The organism is Pseudomonas sp. ABFPK, assembly GCF_001586765.1.
Classification (GTDB): domain Bacteria; phylum Pseudomonadota; class Gammaproteobacteria; order Pseudomonadales; family Pseudomonadaceae; genus Aquipseudomonas; species Aquipseudomonas asiatica.
On record NZ_LQXW01000001.1, the window covers coordinates 1 to 22,499 of the forward strand.

Annotated in this window: 20 protein-coding genes; 17 read left to right on the top strand and 3 right to left on the bottom strand. The window is 61.8% G+C overall.

The features are described from left to right. Positions 1-608: 608 nt before the first annotated feature. Both WM94_RS00010 and WM94_RS00015 read right to left on the bottom strand, forming a co-directional pair. Positions 609-1,829, bottom strand: a complete 1,221-nt coding sequence (locus WM94_RS00010) for a CaiB/BaiF CoA-transferase family protein (RefSeq protein WP_039612431.1) — start codon at positions 1,827-1,829, stop codon at positions 609-611. Between the two features lie 14 nt (positions 1,830-1,843). Continuing rightward, complete coding sequence (locus WM94_RS00015) at positions 1,844-3,025, bottom strand: acyl-CoA dehydrogenase (protein ID WP_003252907.1); 1,182 nt, start codon at positions 3,023-3,025, stop codon at positions 1,844-1,846. 161 nt (positions 3,026-3,186) lie between these two features. Here WM94_RS00015 and WM94_RS00020 point away from each other — a divergent pair, with 161 nt between their 5' ends. From WM94_RS00020 to WM94_RS00065, 10 genes are all read left to right on the top strand, one after another. Beyond that, positions 3,187-4,086 (top strand): LysR family transcriptional regulator, encoded by a 900-nt coding sequence (locus WM94_RS00020; protein ID WP_061550156.1) that lies wholly within the window; start codon positions 3,187-3,189, stop codon positions 4,084-4,086. Between the two features lie 436 nt (positions 4,087-4,522). Next, positions 4,523-5,644, top strand: coding sequence for a Re/Si-specific NAD(P)(+) transhydrogenase subunit alpha (locus tag WM94_RS00025; RefSeq protein ID WP_061550157.1), 1,122 nt, complete (start codon positions 4,523-4,525; stop codon positions 5,642-5,644). Between the two features lie 11 nt (positions 5,645-5,655). Beyond that, positions 5,656-5,970, top strand: a complete 315-nt coding sequence (locus WM94_RS00030) for an NAD(P) transhydrogenase subunit alpha (RefSeq protein ID WP_003256966.1) — start codon at positions 5,656-5,658, stop codon at positions 5,968-5,970. 2 nt (positions 5,971-5,972) lie between these two features. Then, positions 5,973-7,409 carry an NAD(P)(+) transhydrogenase (Re/Si-specific) subunit beta gene (locus tag WM94_RS00035; protein WP_024087962.1) on the top strand — a complete coding sequence of 479 codons (1,437 nt, stop codon included), beginning with the start codon at positions 5,973-5,975 and terminating at the stop codon, positions 7,407-7,409. Between the two features lie 186 nt (positions 7,410-7,595). Beyond that, positions 7,596-9,089, top strand: a complete 1,494-nt coding sequence (locus WM94_RS00040; protein ID WP_003256967.1) for an acetyl-CoA hydrolase/transferase family protein — start codon at positions 7,596-7,598, stop codon at positions 9,087-9,089. Positions 9,090-9,462: 373 nt separating this feature from the next. Then, positions 9,463-9,678 (top strand): DUF1127 domain-containing protein, encoded by a 216-nt coding sequence (locus tag WM94_RS00045; RefSeq protein ID WP_003256968.1) that lies wholly within the window; start codon positions 9,463-9,465, stop codon positions 9,676-9,678. 306 nt (positions 9,679-9,984) lie between these two features. Next, positions 9,985-10,302 (top strand): DUF2388 domain-containing protein, encoded by a 318-nt coding sequence (locus WM94_RS00050; RefSeq protein WP_015268503.1) that lies wholly within the window; start codon positions 9,985-9,987, stop codon positions 10,300-10,302. Between the two features lie 88 nt (positions 10,303-10,390). Then, on the top strand, positions 10,391-10,684 hold the full coding sequence (locus WM94_RS00055) for a DUF2388 domain-containing protein (RefSeq protein ID WP_061550158.1): 294 nt from the start codon (positions 10,391-10,393) through the stop codon (positions 10,682-10,684). 36 nt (positions 10,685-10,720) lie between these two features. Then, the gene (locus WM94_RS00060; RefSeq protein ID WP_003256970.1) at positions 10,721-11,041 is read left to right on the top strand and encodes a DUF2388 domain-containing protein; all 321 of its coding nucleotides are present in this window, start codon (positions 10,721-10,723) and stop codon (positions 11,039-11,041) included. Continuing rightward, on the top strand, positions 11,038-12,993 hold the full coding sequence (locus WM94_RS00065; RefSeq protein ID WP_061550159.1) for a DUF4105 domain-containing protein: 1,956 nt from the start codon (positions 11,038-11,040) through the stop codon (positions 12,991-12,993). The genes WM94_RS00060 and WM94_RS00065 overlap by 4 nt, the downstream gene beginning before the upstream one ends. A gap of 127 nt (positions 12,994-13,120) precedes the next feature. Here the strand turns inward: WM94_RS00065 and WM94_RS00070 are convergent, their stop codons facing one another. Further along, complete coding sequence (locus tag WM94_RS00070; protein ID WP_061550160.1) at positions 13,121-13,522, bottom strand: GFA family protein; 402 nt, start codon at positions 13,520-13,522, stop codon at positions 13,121-13,123. Between the two features lie 267 nt (positions 13,523-13,789). Between WM94_RS00070 and WM94_RS00075 the strand changes: the two genes are divergently transcribed. The 7 genes from WM94_RS00075 to WM94_RS00105 all read left to right on the top strand — a co-directional run bounded on the left by WM94_RS00075 (position 13,790) and on the right by WM94_RS00105 (position 22,498). Then, positions 13,790-15,097, top strand: a complete 1,308-nt coding sequence (locus tag WM94_RS00075; RefSeq protein ID WP_061550161.1) for a CitMHS family transporter — start codon at positions 13,790-13,792, stop codon at positions 15,095-15,097. 71 nt (positions 15,098-15,168) lie between these two features. Further along, the gene (locus WM94_RS00080) at positions 15,169-15,939 is read left to right on the top strand and encodes a TerC family protein (RefSeq protein WP_003256974.1); all 771 of its coding nucleotides are present in this window, start codon (positions 15,169-15,171) and stop codon (positions 15,937-15,939) included. Between the two features lie 194 nt (positions 15,940-16,133). Beyond that, positions 16,134-17,792 carry a Na/Pi cotransporter family protein gene (locus tag WM94_RS00085; protein WP_023661571.1) on the top strand — a complete coding sequence of 553 codons (1,659 nt, stop codon included), beginning with the start codon at positions 16,134-16,136 and terminating at the stop codon, positions 17,790-17,792. A gap of 30 nt (positions 17,793-17,822) precedes the next feature. Further along, complete coding sequence (locus WM94_RS00090; RefSeq protein WP_015268495.1) at positions 17,823-19,223, top strand: pitrilysin family protein; 1,401 nt, start codon at positions 17,823-17,825, stop codon at positions 19,221-19,223. A 129-nt stretch (positions 19,224-19,352) separates the two neighbouring features. Next, the gene (locus WM94_RS00095) at positions 19,353-20,375 is read left to right on the top strand and encodes a DUF5924 family protein (protein ID WP_015268494.1); all 1,023 of its coding nucleotides are present in this window, start codon (positions 19,353-19,355) and stop codon (positions 20,373-20,375) included. A gap of 201 nt (positions 20,376-20,576) precedes the next feature. Next, positions 20,577-21,710, top strand: a complete 1,134-nt coding sequence (locus WM94_RS00100) for an ABC transporter permease (RefSeq protein WP_039612424.1) — start codon at positions 20,577-20,579, stop codon at positions 21,708-21,710. Then, entirely contained in the window at positions 21,707-22,498 is a 792-nt protein-coding gene (locus WM94_RS00105) for an ABC transporter ATP-binding protein (RefSeq protein ID WP_039612423.1), read from the top strand. The genes WM94_RS00100 and WM94_RS00105 overlap by 4 nt, the downstream gene beginning before the upstream one ends. Position 22,499 lies beyond the last annotated feature (1 nt).

Consider the following 22,499-nt stretch of genomic DNA (forward strand, 5'->3'; position numbering starts at 1 on the left):
GCCAGCGTTCAATCTGAGCCATGATCAAACTCTTCAGTTCAATACTGCTTGGGTTTTTAAGAAACCCTAAACTTGGCTCAGCAATCTCAAATGACTATGTGATTTCTCGCATGGCCACTTGTGATGCCGATAATCTTTGTGACTATCAGTCCGTACTCACAAGCACCCACACGAATTGCTTGATTCGATTTGTTAAAGAGCGTTTGGTTAAGAGCGTTTCGTCTCAACCGAGGCGCGCATTCTACGCTCTCCTCATTTGCTGTCAAGCGTTTATTTTGAAGTTTTCTGCGAGAAACTCGTTTAGCTTCAAACACTTGACTCGCTGCGATCTCTCGTAGCGGGAGGCGAATCATACAGCGTTTAGAAGCGCTGTCAACCACCATCTCAACCGCTGCCGATCATTCGATCGAAGCGCTCCTGACACTACCTGAATCGCCTAACTAATTGATTTACAAGAAGTTTTACGCTTCGACTACGTCAGAAGTGGGGCGCATTATAAGGGGATTCGAAACCGCGTCAACCCTTAATTTCAAGAAACCTTGATATCGCTGAATAGCAAAGCGGGGAGGCCTGACGGCCACCCCGCTTTTCACCAAGGCCAAACGTCCTTAAAGCACACCGGCACTGCGCAGCCGCTGCACCTCACCGGCATCCAGCCCCAATACATCCTCCAGCACCACCTCGGTATGCTCACCCAGCAGCGGCGGCGCCCGACGGTACTCCACCGGCGTATCCGACAGCCGTATCGGGCTCGCCACCTGCGGCACACTCCCCGCCAACGGATGCGGAATGCTTACCGCCAATCCGCGCGCCAGCACCTGCGGGTCCTGGAACATCTGCGCCAGGTCATTGATAGGCCCGCACGGCACACCTGCAGCCTCCAGTTGGCTCACCCATTCCGCCGTGGTCTTGAACACCGTGGCCTGGCGAATCAGAGGAATCAGCTCGGCCCGGTTGGCAACCCGCAGCTTGTTGGTAACGAAACGCGGGTCGTCCGCCCACTGCGGCTGCCCGGCCACCTCGGCGAACTTGCGGAACTGGCTATCGTTGCCCACGGTAAGGATGAAGTCGCCATCCGCCGTCGGAAAATCCTGATAAGGCACGATATTGGGGTGCGCATTACCCAGGCGACGAGGCGGGTTGCCCGTGGTCAGGTAGTTCATCGCCTGGTTCGCCAGGCAGGCCACCTGCACATCGAGCAACGCCATGTCGACATGCTGACCCACCCCGGTCTGCTCGCGATGGGCGAGGGCAGCGAGGATCGCCACCGTGGAATACAACCCGGTAAGGATGTCGGTCAGCGCCACCCCTACCTTGACCGGCCCCGCACCTTCCTCACCTTCCGGGCGGCCGGTCAGGCTCATCAGCCCGCCCAACCCCTGGATCATGAAGTCATAACCCGCGCGCCTTGCATAAGGCCCGGTCTGCCCGAACCCGGTGATGGAACAATAGATAAGCTGCGGGTTGATCGCCTTCAGGCTCTGGTAGTCCAGACCGTAGGCAGCCAACCCACCAACCTTGAAGTTCTCGATGACGATATCGGACTTCGCCGCCAACTCACGCACCAGGCGCTGCCCCTCGGCCTGTGTGAAGTCGATGGTAACCGAGCGCTTGTTGCGGTTGGCCGACAGGTAATAGGCCGCCTCACTGGTGTTCTCACCCTCGGCATCCTTGAGGAAGGGCGGCCCCCATGAGCGGGTATCGTCACCACTGCCAGGGCGCTCGACTTTGATCACATCGGCACCAAGGTCAGCGAGAATCTGGCCAGACCATGGGCCGGCCAACACGCGAGAAAGGTCCAGCACCCGCAGATGTGATAGCGCGCCCATGGGCTGGCTCCTTATCAATAGAAGGCCTGGATGCCGGTCTGCGCACGCCCCAGGATCAGTGCATGCACATCGTGAGTACCTTCATAGGTGTTGACCACCTCCAGGTTGACCAGGTGACGAGCCACGCCGAACTCATCGGAAATGCCATTGCCACCCAGCATGTCACGCGCCATGCGAGCAATATCCAGCGCCTTGCCACAGGAGTTGCGCTTCATGATCGACGTGATCTCCACTGCAGCTGTGCCTTCGTCCTTCATCCGCCCCAGACGCAGGCAGCCCTGCAGTGCCAGGGTGATTTCCGTCTGCATGTCGGCCAGCTTCTTCTGGATCAACTGGTTGGCAGCCAACGGGCGACCGAATTGCTGACGGTCCAGGGTGTACTGACGCGCGGTGTGCCAGCAGGCTTCCGCAGCGCCCAGCGCACCCCACGAGATGCCATAGCGGGCGGAGTTCAGGCAGGTGAACGGGCCTTTGAGGCCGCGTACATCCGGGAAGATGTTTTCCTCCGGCACGAATACGTTATCCATGACGATTTCGCCAGTGATGGAGGCGCGCAGGCCGACCTTGCCGTGAATCGCCGGCGCGCTGAGACCTTGCCAACCCTTTTCCAGAACAAAGCCGCGGATATCACCCGCATCGTCCTTGGCCCAGACCACGAATACGTCGGCGATCGGGCTGTTGGTGATCCACATCTTGCTGCCAGTCAGGCGGTAGCCGCCGTCGACCTTCCGGGCACGAGTAATCATCGAACCCGGGTCGGAGCCGTGGTTGGGCTCGGTCAGGCCGAAGCAACCGATCCACTCGCCGCTGGCCAGTTTGGGTAGGTACTTCTGCTTTTGTGCCTCGGTACCGAACTCGTTGATTGGCACCATCACCAGCGACGACTGCACACTCATCATCGAACGATAACCCGAGTCGATGCGCTCTACCTCGCGAGCAATCAGGCCATAGCACACGTAGTTCAGGCCACTGCCACCGTACTGCTCGGGAATCGTGGCGCCCAGCAACCCGACCTCACCCATTTCACGGAAGATCGCCGGGTCGGTCTGTTCATGACGGAAGGCCTCGAGCACACGCGGGGCCAGCTTGTCCTGGGCGAACTGATAAGCGCTGTCACGCACCATGCGCTCTTCTTCAGTGAGCTGCTGATCGAGCAGCAGCGGGTCGATCCAGTTGAAGCTTGCTTTACCGGCCATGAGCGAAATCCTCGAAATAGGGGGCAGTTTCTTGTGCCTTTGAGCCTAGGCCTGATCGGCCGCCGGGACAAACGAGGATTGCGCACCAATTAGTGATAATTTGTCACTTCGTAAATCGGCAAAACGCCATATTGACAGCCTTACGAGTGAGGTTGACGTACATGCGCCGCAAGATCCCCAGTACCGCCGCTCTGGTTTGCTTCGAGGCGGCGGCGCGCCACGAGAGCTTTACCAAGGCCGCCCAGGAACTCGCCCTGACCCAGGGTGCCGTCTGTCGACAGATAGGCGGCCTGGAAGCCTTCCTCAATGTGGAACTGTTCCGCCGCTCGCGCCGCGGCGTGAAGCTGACCGAAGCCGGCCTTTCCTACAGCCGCCAGGTGGCCGCCCAACTGGACGCGGTAGAGCGCGACACCTTGTCGGTAATGCGCCAGCAGGGCGCAAACGTGATCGAGCTGGCCGTGGTACCCACCTTTGGTACCCAATGGCTGCTACCACGGCTAAAGGACTTCCAGCAGCGCCACCCTGAGGTCACGGTCAACCTCACCAACCGCACCCGGCCATTCCTGTTTGCCGACACCACCTTCGATGCCGCTATCTACTTCGGCGATGCCGACTGGTCCGGCACCCAGTCGCACCGGCTGATGGGGGAAAACCCGGTACCGGTGTGCAGCCCGGCGCTGCTGGGCGGGCAGGGCATACTCGACGCTCAGCGTATTGCCCAACTGCCCCTGCTGCAGCAGAGCACGCGCCCCTATGCCTGGCGGCAATGGTTCGGCAGCGTCGGCATGAATGTGGAACGCGACATGACAGGCCCGCGCTATGAACTATTCTCGATGCTCGCCCAGGCGGCCATGCATGAGATGGGCATCGCCCTGATTCCACCGTTCCTGATCCAGCGCGAGTTGGAGGAGGGTAGGTTGGTGGTCGCTAACAGGCATGCCCTGAGTAGTGACAAGGCCTACTATCTGATGATTCCGGAGCGCAAAGTGGAGTCGGCTTCGCTACGCGCCTTCCGTGACTGGCTGGTAAGCCAGGCCCAGGCGTACACGGCCAAGACGTGAGCAGGCACGATAAATTGACTCCGTAGTCAATTATTTTTAACACCTACAGATATATGTATTTGTCGCATATACATAAACTGTTATGCAGGAGCAAAAATCCGCTTTAACCCTGCTTACGGCGCGGCTTCGCGGGTTATTTTGCGACATTCACCAAGCCGTAAGCGAATCAACCGCAAATTTTTTGTTTTTTTCTCCTAATCTGCCAATAGCCTATGTTTGACAGGCTGCAGCCTGACCGTTGCGACATACGGTCACAGGGTGACTTGTAGTTTTGACTTCGTTTCGCTCCAGAACCGGTTGAAGGCCTCTGGCTTCGTCTGCAAAATGCTTCGCCCGCCCGGGATTCGGCGGGTCGGCGCTCCACAGCCGCCCCAGCGCACCATCCGAAGTGCGCTGGCTTTTAAAAAGACAAAAGGTCACCGCAGGAGAAATAGTCGTGCACATTGGTGTTCCTCTCGAGACGCAGACCGGTGAGACAAGGGTCGCTGCGACCCCGGAAACCATCAAGAAACTGATTGGCCAGGGCCATCAGGTCACCGTCCAACGGGGGGCAGGGCTCAATGCCAGCATTCCGGACAGTGCCTATGAGGCCGTGGGTGCTTCCCTGGGGAGTGCAGCCGATGCCTACGGCGCCCAATTGGTGCTCAAAGTGGTCGCCCCCAACGACCAGGAACTGGCCCTGATCAACAGTGGCAGCCTCCTGGTGGGCATGCTCAACCCCTTCAACAGCGAGCTGATCGGCAAGATGGCCGAGCGCGGCATTACCGCGTTCGCCCTGGAAGCCGCGCCGCGCACCTCGCGGGCGCAGAGCCTGGACGTGCTGTCGTCGCAGGCCAACATCGCCGGTTACAAGGCGGTGTTGCTGGCTGCCCATCACTACCCACGCTTCATGCCCATGCTCATGACCGCCGCCGGTACCGTCAAGGCCGCGCGCGTGCTGATCCTGGGCGCGGGCGTTGCCGGCCTGCAGGCCATTGCCACGGCCAAGCGCCTGGGCGCGGTGATCGAGGCATCCGACGTACGCCCGGCCGTGAAGGAGCAGATCGAGTCGCTGGGCGCCAAGTTCATCGACGTACCCTACGAAACCGAAGAAGAGCGCGAATGCGCCGAAGGTGTCGGCGGTTATGCCCGGCCGATGCCGGCAAGCTGGATGCAACGCCAGGCCCAGGCCGTGCACGAGCGCGCCAAGCAGGCGGATATCGTCATTACCACTGCGCTGATCCCGGGGCGCAAGGCGCCGACCCTGCTCAGCGCCGAAACCGTCGCGCAGATGAAGCCCGGCTCGGTGGTCATCGACCTCGCAGCAGCCCAAGGCGGCAACTGCCCACTGACTGTCGCCGACCAGGTGGTACAGGAGAACGGCGTGATCATCGTTGGCCCGACCAACCTGCCGGCCCAGGTGGGCGCCGATGCCTCGGCACTGTATGCACGCAACCTGCTGGACTTCATGAAGCTGCTGTTCGACAAGGACGGCGCGCTGGTCATCAACCTCGAAGACGACATCGTCGCGGCCTGCTTGATGTGCCGTGATGGTCAGGTCGTCCGCAAGAACGGCTAAGGAGCACGACAATGGAAGACATGCTGATTTCCCATGGCATCTACAACCTGATCATCTTCGTGCTGGCCATCTATGTGGGCTACCACGTGGTGTGGAACGTCACCCCGGCGCTGCACACACCGCTGATGGCCGTGACCAACGCCATCTCCGCGATCGTCATCGTCGGCGCCATGCTGGCCGCCGCCCTGACCGTGACCCCGGCCGGCAAGCTGATGGGCACCCTTGCGGTAGCCCTGGCCGCAGTCAACGTGTTCGGTGGCTTCCTGGTCACCCGTCGCATGCTTGAGATGTTCAAGAAGAAAACCAAGAACGAGGCGCAGAAGTAAGCATGAGCATGAATCTGGTAACGCTCCTCTACCTCGTCGCCTCGGTGTGCTTCATCCAGGCGCTCAAGGGCCTGTCGCACCCGACTACCTCGCGGCGCGGCAACCTGTTCGGCATGATCGGCATGGGTATCGCCATCGTCACTACGGTCGGCCTCATTTATAAGCTCGGGGCCGAGCTTGCCACCGCCGGCATCGGCTACGTCCTCGTTGGCTTGCTGGTCGGCGGCACCGCCGGTTCGATCATGGCCAAGCGCGTCGAGATGACCAAAATGCCGGAACTGGTCGCCTTCATGCACAGCATGATCGGCCTGGCAGCGGTGTTCATCGCCATCGCCGCGGTGCTGGAACCGCAATCGATGGGCATCGTTGCCGCCATGAGCGACCCGATCCCCACCGGCAACCGTCTGGAGCTGTTCCTCGGCGCAGCCATCGGTGCCATTACCTTCTCCGGCTCGGTGATCGCCTTCGGCAAGCTGTCGGGCAAGTACAAGTTCCGCCTGTTCCAGGGCGCACCGGTACAGTTCACCGGCCAGCACAAGCTGAACCTGATCCTCGGCCTGACCACCATCGCCCTGGGCCTGCTGTTCACCTTCACTGGCCACTACAGTGCCTTCACCCTGATGCTGGTATTGGCCTTCATCATGGGCGTGCTGATCATTATTCCGATCGGGGGCGCCGACATGCCGGTGGTGGTGTCGATGCTTAACAGCTATTCGGGCTGGGCAGCGGCCGGTATCGGCTTCTCGCTGAACAACTCGATGCTGATCATCGCAGGCTCTCTGGTCGGCTCGTCCGGTGCCATCCTTTCGTACATCATGTGCAAGGCGATGAACCGTTCGTTCTTCAACGTCATCCTCGGTGGCTTCGGTGGTGATACCGATGCTGGCGCGGCGCAAGGCTCCAAAGAGCAGCGCCCGGTGAAGTCTGGCTCGGCCGACGATGCCACCTTCCTGCTCAGCAACGCCGACAGCGTGATCATCGTCCCTGGCTACGGCCTGGCGGTGGCTCGCGCCCAGCACGCGCTCAAGGAACTGACCGAGAAGCTGAGCCACAACGGTGTGACCGTGAAGTACGCGATCCACCCGGTGGCCGGCCGTATGCCCGGGCACATGAACGTGCTGCTGGCGGAGGCCGAAGTGCCGTACGACCAAGTGTTCGAGATGGAAGACATCAACGCCGAGTTCGGCCAGGCCGATGTGGTGCTGGTGCTGGGCGCCAACGACGTGGTCAACCCTGCGGCGAAGAACGACCCCAAGTCGCCGATCGCCGGCATGCCGATCCTCGAAGCGTTCAAGGCCAAGACCATCATCGTCAACAAGCGCTCCATGGCCAGCGGCTATGCCGGCCTGGACAACGAACTGTTCTACCTCGACAAGACCATGATGGTGTTCGGCGACGCCAAGAAAGTCATCGAAGACATGGTCAAGGCGGTGGAGTGACAACGCCCGCTGCAAACCAGTTGATATAAAGGAAGCCCCGGTCAGAATCTGCCGGGGCTTTTCTTTTATTGATCCGGATCAACGGCTCTATTCCAAGGCTTCTCATACGACCATGGTCGTGGGACGGCAAGGGGCGAAGTCTCTAGACTGCGCTGCAGTAGTTTCAGTAGCCCGAGATAACAATCCATGTACCGTGATCGTATCCGCTTGTCCTCCCTGCACAGCAAGGTAATGAGTGCGGCTGATGCCGCTGGTCTGATCGAGGACGGCATGACCGTCGGCATGAGCGGTTTCACCCGCGCCGGCGAAGCCAAGGCCGTACCACATGCACTGGCCGAACGTGCCAAGCAGTCGCCACTGAAAATCAGCCTGATGACCGGCGCCAGCCTGGGCAACGACCTGGACAAGCAACTGACCGAGGCCGGCGTGCTGGCTCGCCGCATGCCGTTCCAGGTCGACAGCACCCTGCGCAAGGCCATCAACGACGGCCAGGTGATGTTCATCGACCAGCACCTGTCGGAAACCGTCGAGCAGCTGCGCAACCAGCAGCTGAAGCTGCCGGACATCGCGGTCATCGAAGCCGTGGCCATCACCGAGCAAGGCCATATCGTGCCAACTACCTCGGTGGGCAACTCGGCCAGCTTCGCGATCTTCGCCAAGCAGGTGATTGTCGAGATCAACCTCTCGCACAACACCAACCTCGAAGGCCTGCACGACATCTATATCCCGACCTACCGCCCGACCCGCACGCCAATCCCGCTGGTCAAGGTCGACGACCGTATCGGCAGCACCGCCATCCCGATCGACCCGGCCAAGATCGTCGGCATCGTCATCAGCGACCAGCCGGACTCGCCGTCCACCGTATTGCCGCCGGATGACGAAACCCAGGGCATCGCCGACCACCTGATCAACTTCTTCAAGAAAGAAGTCGAGGCCGGCCGCATGACCAACAAGCTTGGCCCGCTGCAGGCCGGTATCGGCAGCATTGCCAACGCAGTGATGTGCGGCCTGATCGAGTCGCCGTTCGAAGACCTGACCATGTACTCCGAAGTACTGCAGGACTCCACCTTCGACCTGATCGACGCCGGCAAGCTGAGCTTCGCCTCGGGCAGCTCGATCACCTTGTCGACCCGCCGCAACGCCGACGTGTTCGGCAACCTGGAGCGTTACAAGGACAAGCTGGTACTGCGCCCGCAAGAAATCTCCAACCACCCGGAGGTGGTCCGTCGCCTGGGCATCATCGGTATCAACACCGCGCTTGAGTTCGATATCTACGGTAACGTCAATTCCACACACGTCTGCGGTACCAAGATGATGAACGGCATCGGCGGCTCGGGTGACTTCGCCCGTAACGCCCATCTGGCCGTGTTCGTCACCAAGTCGATTGCCAAGGGTGGGGCGATTTCCAGCGTGGTGCCGATGGTCAGCCATGTCGACCATACCGAGCACGATGTGGACATCCTTGTCACCGAGCAAGGCTTGGCCGACCTGCGCGGCCTGGCGCCACGCGAGCGCGCCAGGGCGATCATCGACAACTGTGTGCACCCGGACTACCGCGCAGCACTGAGCGACTACTTCGATCGCGCCTGCCAGCGTGGCGGCCATACCCCGCACATCCTGCGTGAAGCCCTGAGTTGGCACGAGAACTTGGAAGAAACCGGGCGCATGCTGGCTAGCTGATACAGATGTGGTACGGAACGGCGGCCCTGCTCCCGCTGTTCCGGCTTCTTCGCATGCTCGCTAGCGAATGGGCCATAACAGTCCAACCCGTCTATCAAGATACCTGGTCGCCGTTACCCAATTAATCTGTACTACTGTACTGGTAATTTCACGCCTTCCTGGCAGACAAATACCTTTGGTTTAATGAAAATGCACCAAATAAGGGCAGACCAGTACAGTTACGCCAGTTTCGAGTGCAACAGTAGGGTTACACAGTTAACTGGACCATCGTCTTTCAACTGAACTGTATCTACTGTTATGGACGACAGAGGAGGATCATTGGCATCAGTTAAATCACTACCTAATCCCGCCATAAGCGGAAGGATGAAACATCATGGAACGTACCCTCAGTTCCGGTCTGGTTTTTGAAAGCAACGCCCAACAATCCAACGCTTCGCTGCCGCTGCGCGCTCTGTCCACCTTGCTGCTGTGGCAGCGCCGCATGGCCAGCCGCCGTCAACTGGCTCGCCTGGACGCCCGCCTGCTGGCCGACGCCGGTATCAGCGAGTCGCAGCGTTACGAAGAGCTGAGCAAGCCATTCTGGCGCTAAGCTCCGGCTTGCCGGCTTCGGCCGGCACCGCGAATTCCCGAAACCCGTTGCAGGTGACTGCGACGGGTTTTTTGTTTGCAGGCGGCATGCCAGAGCCTTTTCCCAGCGAACCTGTACAGTTTTGAAAAACATAAATCAGACCAGAACAGTTTATTGGTGCGCTGTTCATTAACATCCAGAAACACCGGCGCGTGATACGCTTGGCGTAACAGTCTGGTAGAACGCACTGTTGAAAAGTACCGCGACGAGCTGTGCGAGCGTCCGATAAAGCAGAACCACCCGACCCTAGTCCAGGAGTCCACGATCATGTCCCGTAAATACCTGATTGGCGCCGCCCTGATGCTGAGCCTGGCCGGCACCGCAAACGCCACCAGCTTCGTTGTAACCACCGACGCCGTCGTTGGCGCAGTGGCCGCGTCCACCGATGCCACTTCCGATATTTCCTCCTCGTTCCGTGACGACAAGATCGTCCAGGCCGCCCGTGACGACGCCGCCAGCTTCGTTGGCAGCCAGGGCGACATCCGCGGTGCCAAGCTGGAAAGCGCTTTCCTGCACATCCGCTCGCAGATGCCAACCCTGCAGGCCAGCGACGCGCAACTGGCGCAGGCCATCCTGGCGCTCTGACCCCGGCTGAGCCATTCAGCTGTGCTGGTCACCACCAGCACAGCCATACCCACCTTTGCCGCCCACGTTTCCAGTTGTTGTAGAGCCCATGCGTTATCTGTTGCCGTTGCTGTTCTCCGTTGTTGGCATGGCCAGCGCCCATGCCATGGATACCACTACGCAAAACCTGGTCATTACCGGCTATGTAACCAGCCAGGTCACCAGCGCACCGTTCGACCGCAAACTTGTCCGCCAGGCCCAGGACGATGCCGCTGCCTTCGTCGCCAGCGACGGCCAGATCCGCGGTGCACGGCTGGAGGCAGCGCTGGAATCATTACGCCACAATTGCGCACGGCATACCGTCGGCGATCTGGAACTGGCGCAAGCAATTCTCGTCCAATAATTAAATCTGACTCCCTGTATTTTTCGGAGATGCTCCATGCGTAAACCGCTGATTGCCGCTACCCTCGGCATGCTGCTGCTGGCCGACCTGGCCCAGGCACAGACCCTGGTGGCCACCAGCAATATCATCGTGCGCGCCTTTGGCCGTTCGATCGATTTCACCTCTGACACCACCACCTCGATCCGCGATTCAAAAGTGGTGCGCGAAGCCCATGACGACGCCGCCAGCTTTGTCGCCAGCAACGGTGACATCCGCGGCGCCCAGCTTGAGGCTGCCTTCAACACCCTGCGCGAGCGCGTGCCGCAAGCGCGTGACGCCAGCGACCAGGTACTGGCTGAAGCCATCCTCGCGCTGTGAACCGCGTGCGCGCCTGGCTGCTCGGCTGCGCCCTGACGCTGCTCGGCACGCCCGCCCTGGCCGACCTGCAGCTTGAGCTGCAGGCGTCCGGCCTTGATTCACAGCAGGCCCTGGCCACTCAGGCTCTGCTTGACGAAGCCATGGGCAAGCTGCCCCCCAGCTTCAAGCAAATGCTGAAACGCCGAGTGCGGGTCAGCTGGAGCGACAATATGCCGGCCGACGCCTATGGCCAGGCATCGCTGGTCTCTACCCTCGAACTCAATCGTCGCCTGCTGCCCAGCCTCACCGATGGCAGTGCAGCCACCGAACGCACCAACCGCCCGCATGGCACGGTGCGAGAAGAACTGCTGGCCACCGTGCTGCACGAACTCACCCATATCTATGACCGTGCCCGGCTGTGGCCCAGCGCCGAGAACGCGCTGATCGCCCGTTGCAAGCGCCAGCAAGGTACGTTGGGCAAGGTCGGCCTGCCCGAAGCATGCCGTGGCCAGGCCGAGCGCCGCTTCACCCTCAGCGACGACCCGCGCCTGCTCGACCTGGCCGGCTGGCAGCAGTACGTGGGCCGACGCGGCGAGCGCGAGCAGCACAACGGCCAGTTCGTGCGCAGCCCCGACAGCTATGAACTGAGCAGCCCCAAGGAGTACATCGCGGTCAATATGGAGTACTTCCTCCTCGACCCGAGCTACGGCTGCCGCCGTCCGGCGCTGAACCAGTACCTGCGCGAACACTTCGGCTGGGCACCACAGCAGGACAGCTGCGCCAAGGGCCTGCCGTTCATCAATGCCGGCAGCGACTTCGGCCGCCAGCCGCTGGGCGAAATCGACCCCGAGCGGGTCTATGAGGTGGACTACCTGCTGGCCGAAGCCAACCAGAACCTGGTCAGCCGCTGGGGCCACAGCATGCTGCGCCTGGTGATCTGCAAGCCGGGCCGCCCACGCGGGCCGGACTGCCGCCTGGACCTCGACCAGAGCCTGGTGCTGTCGTACCGCGCCTTCGTCAACGATGTACAGCTTTCCAGCTGGGACGGCCTGGTCGGTGCCTACCCCTCGCGTCTGTTCGTGCTGCCGCTGGGCCAGGTGATCGACGAGTACACCAAGACCGAACTGCGCAGCCTGGCCTCGGTGCCCTTGCGGCTCGACCGCGACGAGATCGAGAACCTGGTGCGTCAGGCCGCCGAAATGCACTGGAGCTACGATGGCAACTACTGGTTCCTGTCCAACAACTGCGCAATAGAGTCGTTGAAGCTGCTGCGCAGCGGCACCGCCAACCCACGCCTGAACGACCTCGACAGCATCATGCCCAATGGCTTGCTGGCTGTGCTCAAGGGCAGGGGGCTGGCCGACACCAGCGTACTAGACGACCCCCGCGAAGCGTTGCGCCTGGGTTATCGCTTCGACTCCTACCGTGACCGTTACCAGGCCATGTTCGAGGTGTTGAAGAAGCAGTTGCCAATAAAGCAGGACAAGGTCGAAGACTGGCTGGCCCTTGACGCCGAGCAACGCCGGGGCTGGTTCGCCCAGGCCGACCTGCGCACCAGCGCCGCCTTGCTGCTGCTTGAACAGGCCAGCTTGCGCCGGCAACTGCTGCTGGCCCAGGACGAGGTCAAGCAGCGTTACCTGAACGCCGCCGCGCTGAAGGATGGCAGCGTCAGCAAGGCCGATGCGACCCTCAGACAAATGCTCGCCAACAGTGGCTTCCTCAGCCGCCCGGCAGAGTTGCTCGACAGCAAAGGCTACGGGCTGCCGCAGCCGCAGGAGCGCAAGCACCTGGAACAGGTCAGCAGTGAGCGGCAAGCGCAGTTGCTGCGCTTGAGCACAAGCCTGGACAAAGAGGTGAGGGCGCTGCTGGAGCCGTCGCGGGCCAAGGAAATTGCGGCGGTGGAAGCCAATGTGAAGCAGGTGGGCGAACATCTGCGGGCGCTGCACAAGGCCGCCGGTGGCCTGCAATTGTAACGTCCACTGTGCCGGCCTCTTCGCGGGCATGCCCGCTCCCACAGGATCTGTACAACACCTGAGATCTGCGCCGTCACTGTGGGGAGCGGGTTTACCCGCGAAAGGGCCGGCACAGACAGCACAAAGCCTACAGGTTCTCCTCGGCCTCCGAAGGCAAATCCTCATCCAGATGCAACCAAGGCAACCGGCTACCCACCCAGATATGCCGGTTGGCCTTGACCCGTTCCGGGTGGTCCAGCGTCGCCACCGTCACATCCACCGTCTCCGGGCTATGTGTAGTCACCAACGCCATATGCGCCCCGCAATGCCCACAAAAGTACCGGCTGCAACTGGCCGGCGCCACATAGCAGTTCGGCTCGCCCGCCACCCACCGGAACCCCGAGCGGGGCAGGGTGAGCCAGGTCACCACCAGCCCGCCACTGACCCGCCGGCAGATCGAACAATGGCAATGGGCAATGTCCGTCAGGTCGCCCTCCAACCGATAACGCAAGGCGCCACAATGGCAGCCACCCTCGGTCACATCCTGCATCACCTACCTCTCGTCACCTTTGCTTCGGCGAAAGCTGGCTGAAAGCTTGCCCTCATAGGATAGCCCCCACTACCGGCACAAGACCGGTCAGCCAGGGCACCCGGTAACCACCGCGCCCGGCCCAATCAACAACAACAATGGTGATTCAGATGTATTCCTGTGCCCGACTTTCCGTAGCCCCCCTCCGCATGCTCCCTGCACAGCGCCAAGCGCGCTGATCCGCCCGAATCGACGTTCCTTTCGCCGCGCCACGCCTGGAGTATTGCCATGCTGACCTTCCTCGGCTTTGCCATGGTCATCACCTTCATGTACCTGATCATGACCAAGCGCCTGTCGGCCTTGATCGCGCTGATCCTGGTACCGATCCTGTTCGCCCTGTTCGGCGGTTTTTCCGCCAAGATCGGCCCGATGATGCTCGAGGGCATCAGCAAGCTCGCACCTACCGGCGTGATGCTGATGTTCGCCATCCTCTATTTCGCCCTGATGATCGATTCCGGCCTGTTCGACCCGGCCGTGCGCAAGATCCTCAAGCTGGTCAAGGGCGATCCGCTGAAAGTGTCCGTCGGCACCGCGGTACTGGCCCTGGTGGTCTCGCTCGACGGTGACGGCGCCACCACCTACATGATCTGCTGCGCCGCCATGCTGCCAATGTACAGCCGCCTGGGCATGAGCCCGCGGATCATGGCCGGCCTGATCATTCTCGCCGGCGGGGTAATGAACATGACCCCCTGGGGTGGCCCGACCGCCCGCGCCGCCAGCGCCCTGCACGTGGACCCGTCGGACATCTTCGTGCCGATGATCCCCGCCATGCTGTTCGGTGTGCTGGCGATCCTGGCCATCGCCTACATGTACGGCAAGCGCGAACGTGCCCGCCTTGGCGAGTTGCACCTGCCCACCGACGACATCGACCACAGCGAAATTACCGTTTCGCAGTTCCCGGACGCGCGCCGGCCAAAATTGCTGTACTTCAACGGTGCCCTGACCGCTGCTTTAATGGTCGCGCTGATTGCCGGCGTGTTGCCGCTGCCCGTGCTGTTCATGATCGCCTTCAGCGTCGCCATGATCGTCAACTACCCGTGCCTGCAGCAGCAGAAAGACCGCATCGCCGCCCACGCCGGCAGCGTGCTGGCGGTCACCGGGCTGATCTTTGCCGCCGGCATCTTCACCGGCATCCTGTCGGGCACCGGCATGGTCGACGCCATGTCCAAGAGCCTGCTGTCGGTCATCCCCGAGGCGTTGGGCCCATACCTCGCGGTGATAACCGCGATCGTGAGCATGCCGTTCACCTTCTTCATGTCCAACGACGCATTCTACTATGGCGTGCTACCGGTGCTGGCCGAAGCTGCCAGCCACTACGGCATCAGCCCGGTGGAAATGGCCCGTGCGTCGATCGTCGGGCAGCCGGTACACCTGCTAAGCCCCCTGGTACCCTCCACCTACCTGCTGGTGGCCCTGGCCGGGATCGAGTTCGGCGATCATCAGCGCTTCACCTTGAAGTGGGCAGTGCTGGTGTGCCTGTGCATAATGCTCGCCGCGCTGCTGATGGGGATTTTCCCGCTGTTCAGTAGTCTTTAATAAACACGTATTTCCCTAACGCGACGCGCCCGGATCCGGGCGCGTCGCCTTTACCGTTCGAAGGAAGACACATGGAATGGCTGACCAGCCCGGAAATCTGGGTTGCCTTTTTTACCCTTACCGCGCTTGAGATCGTCCTCGGTATCGACAACATCATCATGATCTCGATTCTGGTCAGCCGCATGCCCAAGCACATGCAGCCGCGCACCCGGATCTTCGGCCTGGCCCTGGCAATGGTCACTCGTATCATGCTGCTGCTGTCGATCACCTGGGTCATGCGCCTTACCGCCGACCTGTTTGTGGTCCTGGGCCAGGGCATCTCCGGGCGGGACCTGATCCTGTTCTTTGGTGGCCTGTTCCTGCTGTGGAAAAGCTCGCAAGAGATCTATCACGGCCTGGAAGGCGAGGACGAAAACCCGGAAGAACCGAAAGGCGCGGGTGGCAAGTTCTTCTACACCATCATCCAGATCGCCATCATCGACATCGTGTTCTCGCTGGACTCGGTGATCACTGCGGTGGGCATGGTGTCCCACGTACCGGTGATGATCGCCGCGATCATCGTCGCCGTGCTGGTGATGATGCTGTGCGCCGGCACCATCAGCGACTTCATCGACAAACATCCGTCGTTGAAGATGCTCGCACTATCGTTCCTGATCGTGGTCGGTACCGTGCTGATCGCCGAATCTTTCGACGTACATGTGCCTAAAGGCTATGTCTACTTCGCCATGGCGTTCTCGCTGGCGGTGGAAGCCATCAACATCCGCATGCGAACTGCCTTGGCCCGCAAGAACGGCAAAGAGCACGAGCCAGTGAAACTGCGCAAGGACATTCCGGGTCAATAAGATCAGGAAGTGCAGGACAAAGGGCCCTTCGGGCCCTTTTTTCATTTCCGCCATATTTCAAACAAATGACAGCCATGCGAAGCTGGCGACAGCTCCGCAGAACAACTAAAGCTTTGAGTGAGCACTGAAAATTCTTCAAACGCTCACGCTTCGTCTCTTGGCCCTCTGGGCCAATGCAACAGGGGGCCGTCGCCATGCTGACCCTGCTCAACCTGCTCTCGGCCGTTACGCTTCTGGTCTGGGGCACCCACATCGTGCGTACCGGAATACTCCGGGTATTCGGCTCGAGCCTGCGGCGCATCATCAGCCAGAACATGAGCAAACGCCCGCTCGCGTTCGTCGCAGGCATTCTGGTCACAGCCCTGGTGCAAAGCAGCAACGCCACAGCCATGTTGGTCACCTCGTTCGTCGGCCAAGGTCTGATGGCCATGACCCCGGCCTTGGCAATCATGCTCGGCGCCGACGTGGGTACCGCGCTGATGGCCCGGGTGCTGACCCTGGACCTGTCCTGGCTGTCGCCGCTGCTGATCTTCCTGGGTGTGATCTTCTTCCTCTCGCGCAAGCAGACGCGGGCGGGCCAGCTGGGCAGGGTAGGGATCGGGCTTGGCCTGATCATCCTGGCACTTGAGCTGATCGTGCAGGCAGCTACACCGATTACCCACGCCCAGGGCGTGAAGGTGCTATTCGCTTCGCTCACCGGCGACATCATGCTCGACGCCCTGGTCGGCGCACTGTTCGCCATGATTTCCTATTCCAGCCTGGCCGCCGTGCTGCTCACCGCGACACTGGCCGGCGCCGAAGTGATCAGCCTGCCAGTGGCCATCGGCCTGGTGGTGGGCGCCAACATCGGCAGCGGATTGCTGGCCTTCATCAGCACCAGCATGCAGAACGCCGCTGGACGCCGTGTGGCCCTGGGCAGCCTGCTGTACAAGCTGATCGGCTTGCTGCTGATCATCCCAGTGCTGCACCCGCTGGTGGGTTGGATGGACTCACTGAGCTTCAGCCCACAGGAGCTGGTCATCGGCTTCCACCTGCTCTACAACACGCTGCGTTGCCTGATCATGCTGCCCACGGTCAAACCCATGGGCCGGCTGTGCAACAGCCTGCTGCCCGAACGGGAAAACGGCAACGGCCAGATTCGCCCGCGCCATCTCGACACCTCGGCGCTGGAAACACCCAGCCTGGCCCTGGCCAACGCCTCCCGCGAAACCCTGCGCCTGGGCGATATCGTCGACAGCCTGCTCGAAGCCATGCTCGGTGCCCTGCGCGGTACCCAGGCCGCCTTGCCGCAGCAGGTCCGCGCCCTGGGCGAGGACGCCGAAGCCTTGTACAGCGCGATCAAGCTGTACCTGGCGCAGATTTCACGTGAAGGCCTCAGCGAACAGGACAACCGCCGCTGGGCAGAAATCATCGAACTGGCGATCAACCTCAAGCTGGCCTGCGACCTGATTGAGCGTATGCTGCGCAAGGTCCAGCAGCAGAAAACCAGCCAGCGCCGGGAGTTCTCCCAGGTGGGCCTGGAAGAACTCACCGGCTTGCAGGAACAGCTGCTGGCCAACCTGCGCCTGGGTTTGTCGGTGTTTCTCAGTGCCGACCCGGAAAGTGCCCGTCTGCTGCTGCGGGAAAAACGCCGATTTCGCGCCCAGGAACGGCGCCTTGCGCACGCCCATGTCAGCCGCCTGCAGCGCAAGGTGGTGCAAAGTATCGAGACCAGTTCGCTACACTTGGAGCTGATCGCCGACATGAAACGGTTGAACTCTTTGTTCTGTAGCAGTGCCTATGTGGTACTGGGCGGCTCGGACACGGGCGGGCTGATGCTCGACAGCGTGCCGGACGAAGCCCGACTGCCGTGATTTCGCCTACCTGAGGACCCAAGCTCGCCCATGCGTTGCCTGATGTTCGTTTGCCTGCTGATCTGCAGCCTGCCCTCATTTGCCCTCGACCGCTCGCGGGTTGAAGGTTACCTGTTGCCCAACGGCCTGCAGGTGATCCTGAAAAACGGCTATGAACGTGACCATGTAGCGATTCGCCTGGTGGTCGGCGTCGGCCTGGATGACTTCAATTGCGAGCAGAAAGAGCTGCCGCACCTGCTCGAGCACCTGCTGTTCAGCGGCATCGACGCAACCGGCGAGGGTGGCCTGGAAGAGCGGCTGCAATCGTTGGGCGGCGAGTGGAACGCCTACACCAGCAGCGCCGACACCACCTTCGTCATCGAAGCCCCGGCGCGCAACCAGCGCAAAGTCCTCGACCTGCTACTGGCGGTGATCCACGAAACCCGCATAGATGCCAAGGCCCTGGCCACTGCCAAGCGCATCATCGAGCGTGAAGATGGCGGCCATTATGGCCACCTGCAGCGCTGGCTCGACCGCCAGGACATCGGCCACCCCGCCAGCGACCAGTTGGCCACCGAGCTAGGCCTGAAATGCCCGGAGCGCTCCAACCTCGACGACATGACCCTGGAGCAGGTGAACACCTTGCGTGACCGCTGGTACGCGGCCAACAACATGACCCTGATAGTGGTCGGCGGCCTCGACCGCCTGCTGCCGGCCTACCTGGAGCGCACCTTTGGCGAATTGCCCGCCACCGAGCCGGAGGAGCGCCGCACCCTGGAAAGCATCGGCCAGCAAGCTGAACAGCGCCGCGACCTGACCCGCGGCTGGCTGGGCGACAGCGTCAAGCTGCACTGGCTGTTCGTCGAGCCGGTGCTGGACAACGACCATCAGGCCACCCTCGACCTGCTGTCGCACTACCTGGATTGGGCGCTGTATGACCAGCTGCGCTTGCGCAACGGGTTGTCCTACGGCCCTTCGGCACAACGCGAGAGCTTCGGCGACACTGGCCTGCTAAGCCTCAATGCCGACCTGGAGCGCGAGGACATCGACCAGGCGGTCGAGGTGATGCAGAAATTGTTCGATCACCTGCGCAAGGAAGGCCTCGACCCGGACACCTTCGAGCGCATCAAGTACGCCAGCGTCGCCAAGGAAAGCTGGAGCACCCAGGGCAACAGTGCCTTGGCCGACTACTATTGGGGCGCGCTGAACGACTATAGCGACGGACGCTTCGCCAACCCGGTGCGCAAGCTGCGCCAGGTCAGCCTGGCGCAGGCCAACGAGGCTCTGAAGGAACTGCTCAAGGAAGATGGCTATGTGCGTATCGAAAAGCCGTTGCTTGGCTATGATGAACTCTATGGGCTGGTTGCCTTGCTATCGGGGCTGATCCTGGCAGCGGGGCTGTTGCGCTGGCGTCGGCATGGTCCAGAAAAACCGAGCGGTGCTACACGCTAGCGGTGAATCGGCGGTATCCTTTTGCCAGTACCGGCCCATTCGCGGGTATCGCAACGCGGTCCCTGTGGGAGCGGGTTCACCCGCGAAGAAGCCGGCACAGCCACCATATCCTTTCTGTTGTAGCCCCCAATGCCCCAAATCCCCCACATCGTCCAGCGCATCATCGAACTGCTCAAACGCTACCCCGGCATCATCGCGCTCGGCGGTTTCCTCTCCGGCATCGGCAGTTTCATACTAGTCGACCGCCAGGCTGGCCTTGCCAGCTGGGTAGCTGTGCTCATGCTGGTCAGCTGGCTCTGGCTGATGCTGGAAAACACCCTCACCGGCCTGTTCGCGCGCACCTTCAACCGCGAAATACCGCAGCCATTGCTGCGCTATGCGACACAGATGATCCACCAGGAATCGCTGTTCTTCGTACTGCCGTTCTTCTTCATCACCACCACCTGGAACAGCGGCCAGTTGGTGTTCACCGGCCTGCTTGGCGCCGCCGGGCTGATTTCGATCATCGATCCGCTGTACTACAAGTGGCTGGCACCGAGGCGCTGGCTGTTCCTGGCGCTGCATACCCTGACCCTGTTCGCCGCCCTGCTGACCGCGCTGCCGATCATCCTGCACCTGACCACCGCGCAAAGCTTCAAGCTGGCCCTGATCGCAGCCATGGCCCTGTCGTTTCCCAGCCTTGCCAGCAGCTTCCCGATCAACAACTGGCGCCGTGCCGTGGCCCTGGTGCTGGTCACCCTGTCGGTCGGCGGCGGGGGCTGGCTTCTGCGCTCCTGGGTGCCACCAGCAACCTTGTGGATGACCGAAGTGGCGGTCAGTACCGAAGTGCTGAACCGCCAGCCGGGCGATTCGCTGCACGAAATTGCCGCCAGCCGCATCCGTAGCAGCGGCCTGTACGCCTACACCGCGATCAACGCGCCACGCGGCCTGAACGAGCGGATCTATCACGTGTGGCAAAAGGACGGCCAGGAAGTTGATCGCATTGCCCTGGACATCCATGGCGGGCGCAAGGAAGGCTACCGGGCCTGGACCCACAAGCAGAACTTCCCGCCGAACCCGGTGGGCAAGTGGCAGGTGAGGGTACTGACAGAGGATGGGCAGGTCATCGGTGTTCTGCGCTTCAAGGTGGTCGATGACGCGCCCGCAGGGTGAGTGTAAGGGCCCCTTTGCGGCCCATCGCCGGCAAGCCAGCTCCCACCGGGCCAGCGATAACCCGCTCCATGTGGGAGCTGGCTTGCCGGCGATGGGCTGCAAAGCAGCCCCCAAGGTCCGTGAAGACAGCACATAATCACCAAACAGCCCATGCCCGCTGCGCTATGATCAGGCCCTAAGCCTTAGCGCCGAGTCAGTAGCATGGAGCCGATGACCACCCCCAGCGCCACTCTGGACACCAGTAGCCAACCGGCCTGCCTGCGCATTACCGGTGACTGGACCCTGGCGCACTACGCCAGCCTCAAGCGTGAGAGCGAGCGCCTGCGGGCGCAATATGCTGCCGATACCGTCGCCGACCTTAGCCAACTGGGACGCCTGGATACCGCCGGTGCCTCGCTGCTGGCCGAACTGCTCGGCTCCGAACGCCTGTCCCGCTGCACCCATGGCCTGCCCGAAGCCAGCCGCGCCCTGCTCAAGAATGTCTACTGCTCGGTGCAGGACTACTGCATTCCGGTCAAGGAACCCGAGCGTAACGTGCTGCTGTTGCTTCTAGAGCGCATCGGCTGCGCCGTTGGCACCTTGTGGCAAGACACCCTGCAAGTGCTCGGTTTCGTTGGCCTGATCCTCGAAACCCTGCTGCGCCGAGCCCTGCAACCACATCGCTGGCGCTTCACCCCGGTCGTGGCGCACATCGAACAGACCGGTCTGGACGCCGCGCCCATCGTCGCCCTGCTGACCTTCCTGGTGGGCGCGGTGGTGGCCTTCCTCGGCGCTACGGTGTTGGCCGATTTCGGCGCGACCATCTTCACCGTCGACCTGGTGGCATTCTCGTTCCTGCGAGAGTTCGCCGTGCTGCTGACCGCCATCCTCATGGCCGGCCGAACCGCCAGCGCGTTCACCGCGCAGATCGGCTCGATGAAGGCCAACGAAGAAATCGACGCCATCCGCACCCTGGGCCTGAACCCCATGGAGATGCTGGTGGTGCCGCGCGTACTGGCGCTGTTGATTTCGCTGCCCTTGCTGACCTTCATCGCGATGATCTGCGGCATCGTCGGCGGCGCGGTGGTGTGCGCGCTGACACTGGACATCTCGCCAGCCATGTTCCTGTCGCTGCTGCAAAGCGACATCGGCGTGCAGCACTTCCTGGTCGGCCTGGCAAAGGCACCGTTCTTCGCCTTCCTGATCGCCGCGATCGGCTGCCTGGAAGGCTTCAAGGTCAGCGGCAGCGCCGAATCGGTTGGCGCGCACACCACCTCGGCGGTCGTGCAGTCGATATTCGTGGTCATCGTGCTGGATGCGGTGGCTGCGCTGTTCTTCATGGAGATGGGCTGGTGAATGGCCAGGAACGTGTGATCGAGGCCCGCGGCATCTGTAACCGCTTCGGCCGTCAGAGCGTGCACGAAGACCTCGACCTCGATCTGTATCGCGGCGAGATACTCGCCGTGGTCGGCGGTTCGGGCAGCGGCAAGTCGGTGCTGTTACGCAGTATTATTGGCCTGCGGCGGCCCAACGAAGGGCAGATCAAAGTGTTCGGCCAGGACCTGTCCGGCCTGCGCGAAGAGCAGCGCTCACTGGTCGAGCGGCGCTTCGGCGTGCTGTTTCAGAAGGGCGCGCTGTTCTCTTCGCTGACTGTCACCGAAAACGTGGCATTGCCGCTGATCGAGCACGCCGGGCTGTCCCGCGCCGATGCCGAGCACCTGGCCGGGGTGAAACTGGCCCTGGCCGGGCTGCCAATCTCGGCCGCCGACAAATACCCGGCCTCGCTGTCCGGGGGCATGATCAAGCGCGCCGCGCTGGCCCGGGCACTGGCACTGGACCCTGACATCCTGTTCCTCGACGAACCCACCGCCGGCCTGGACCCGATCGGTGCCGCCGCCTTCGACCAGTTGATCCTTACCCTGCGTGACGCCCTGGGCCTGTCGGTATTCCTCATCACCCACGACCTCGACACCTTGTACACCATTACCGACCGCATCGCCGTGCTGTCGCAGAAGAAGGTCCTGGTGGCAGGCCCGCTGGCCGAGGTCGAGCAGACCGACGACGCCTGGATTCAAGAATACTTTCATGGCCCACGCGGGCGCGCAGCCGAGCAGGCCGCCACCCGTGCCGGGCAGGAGCGCTGAG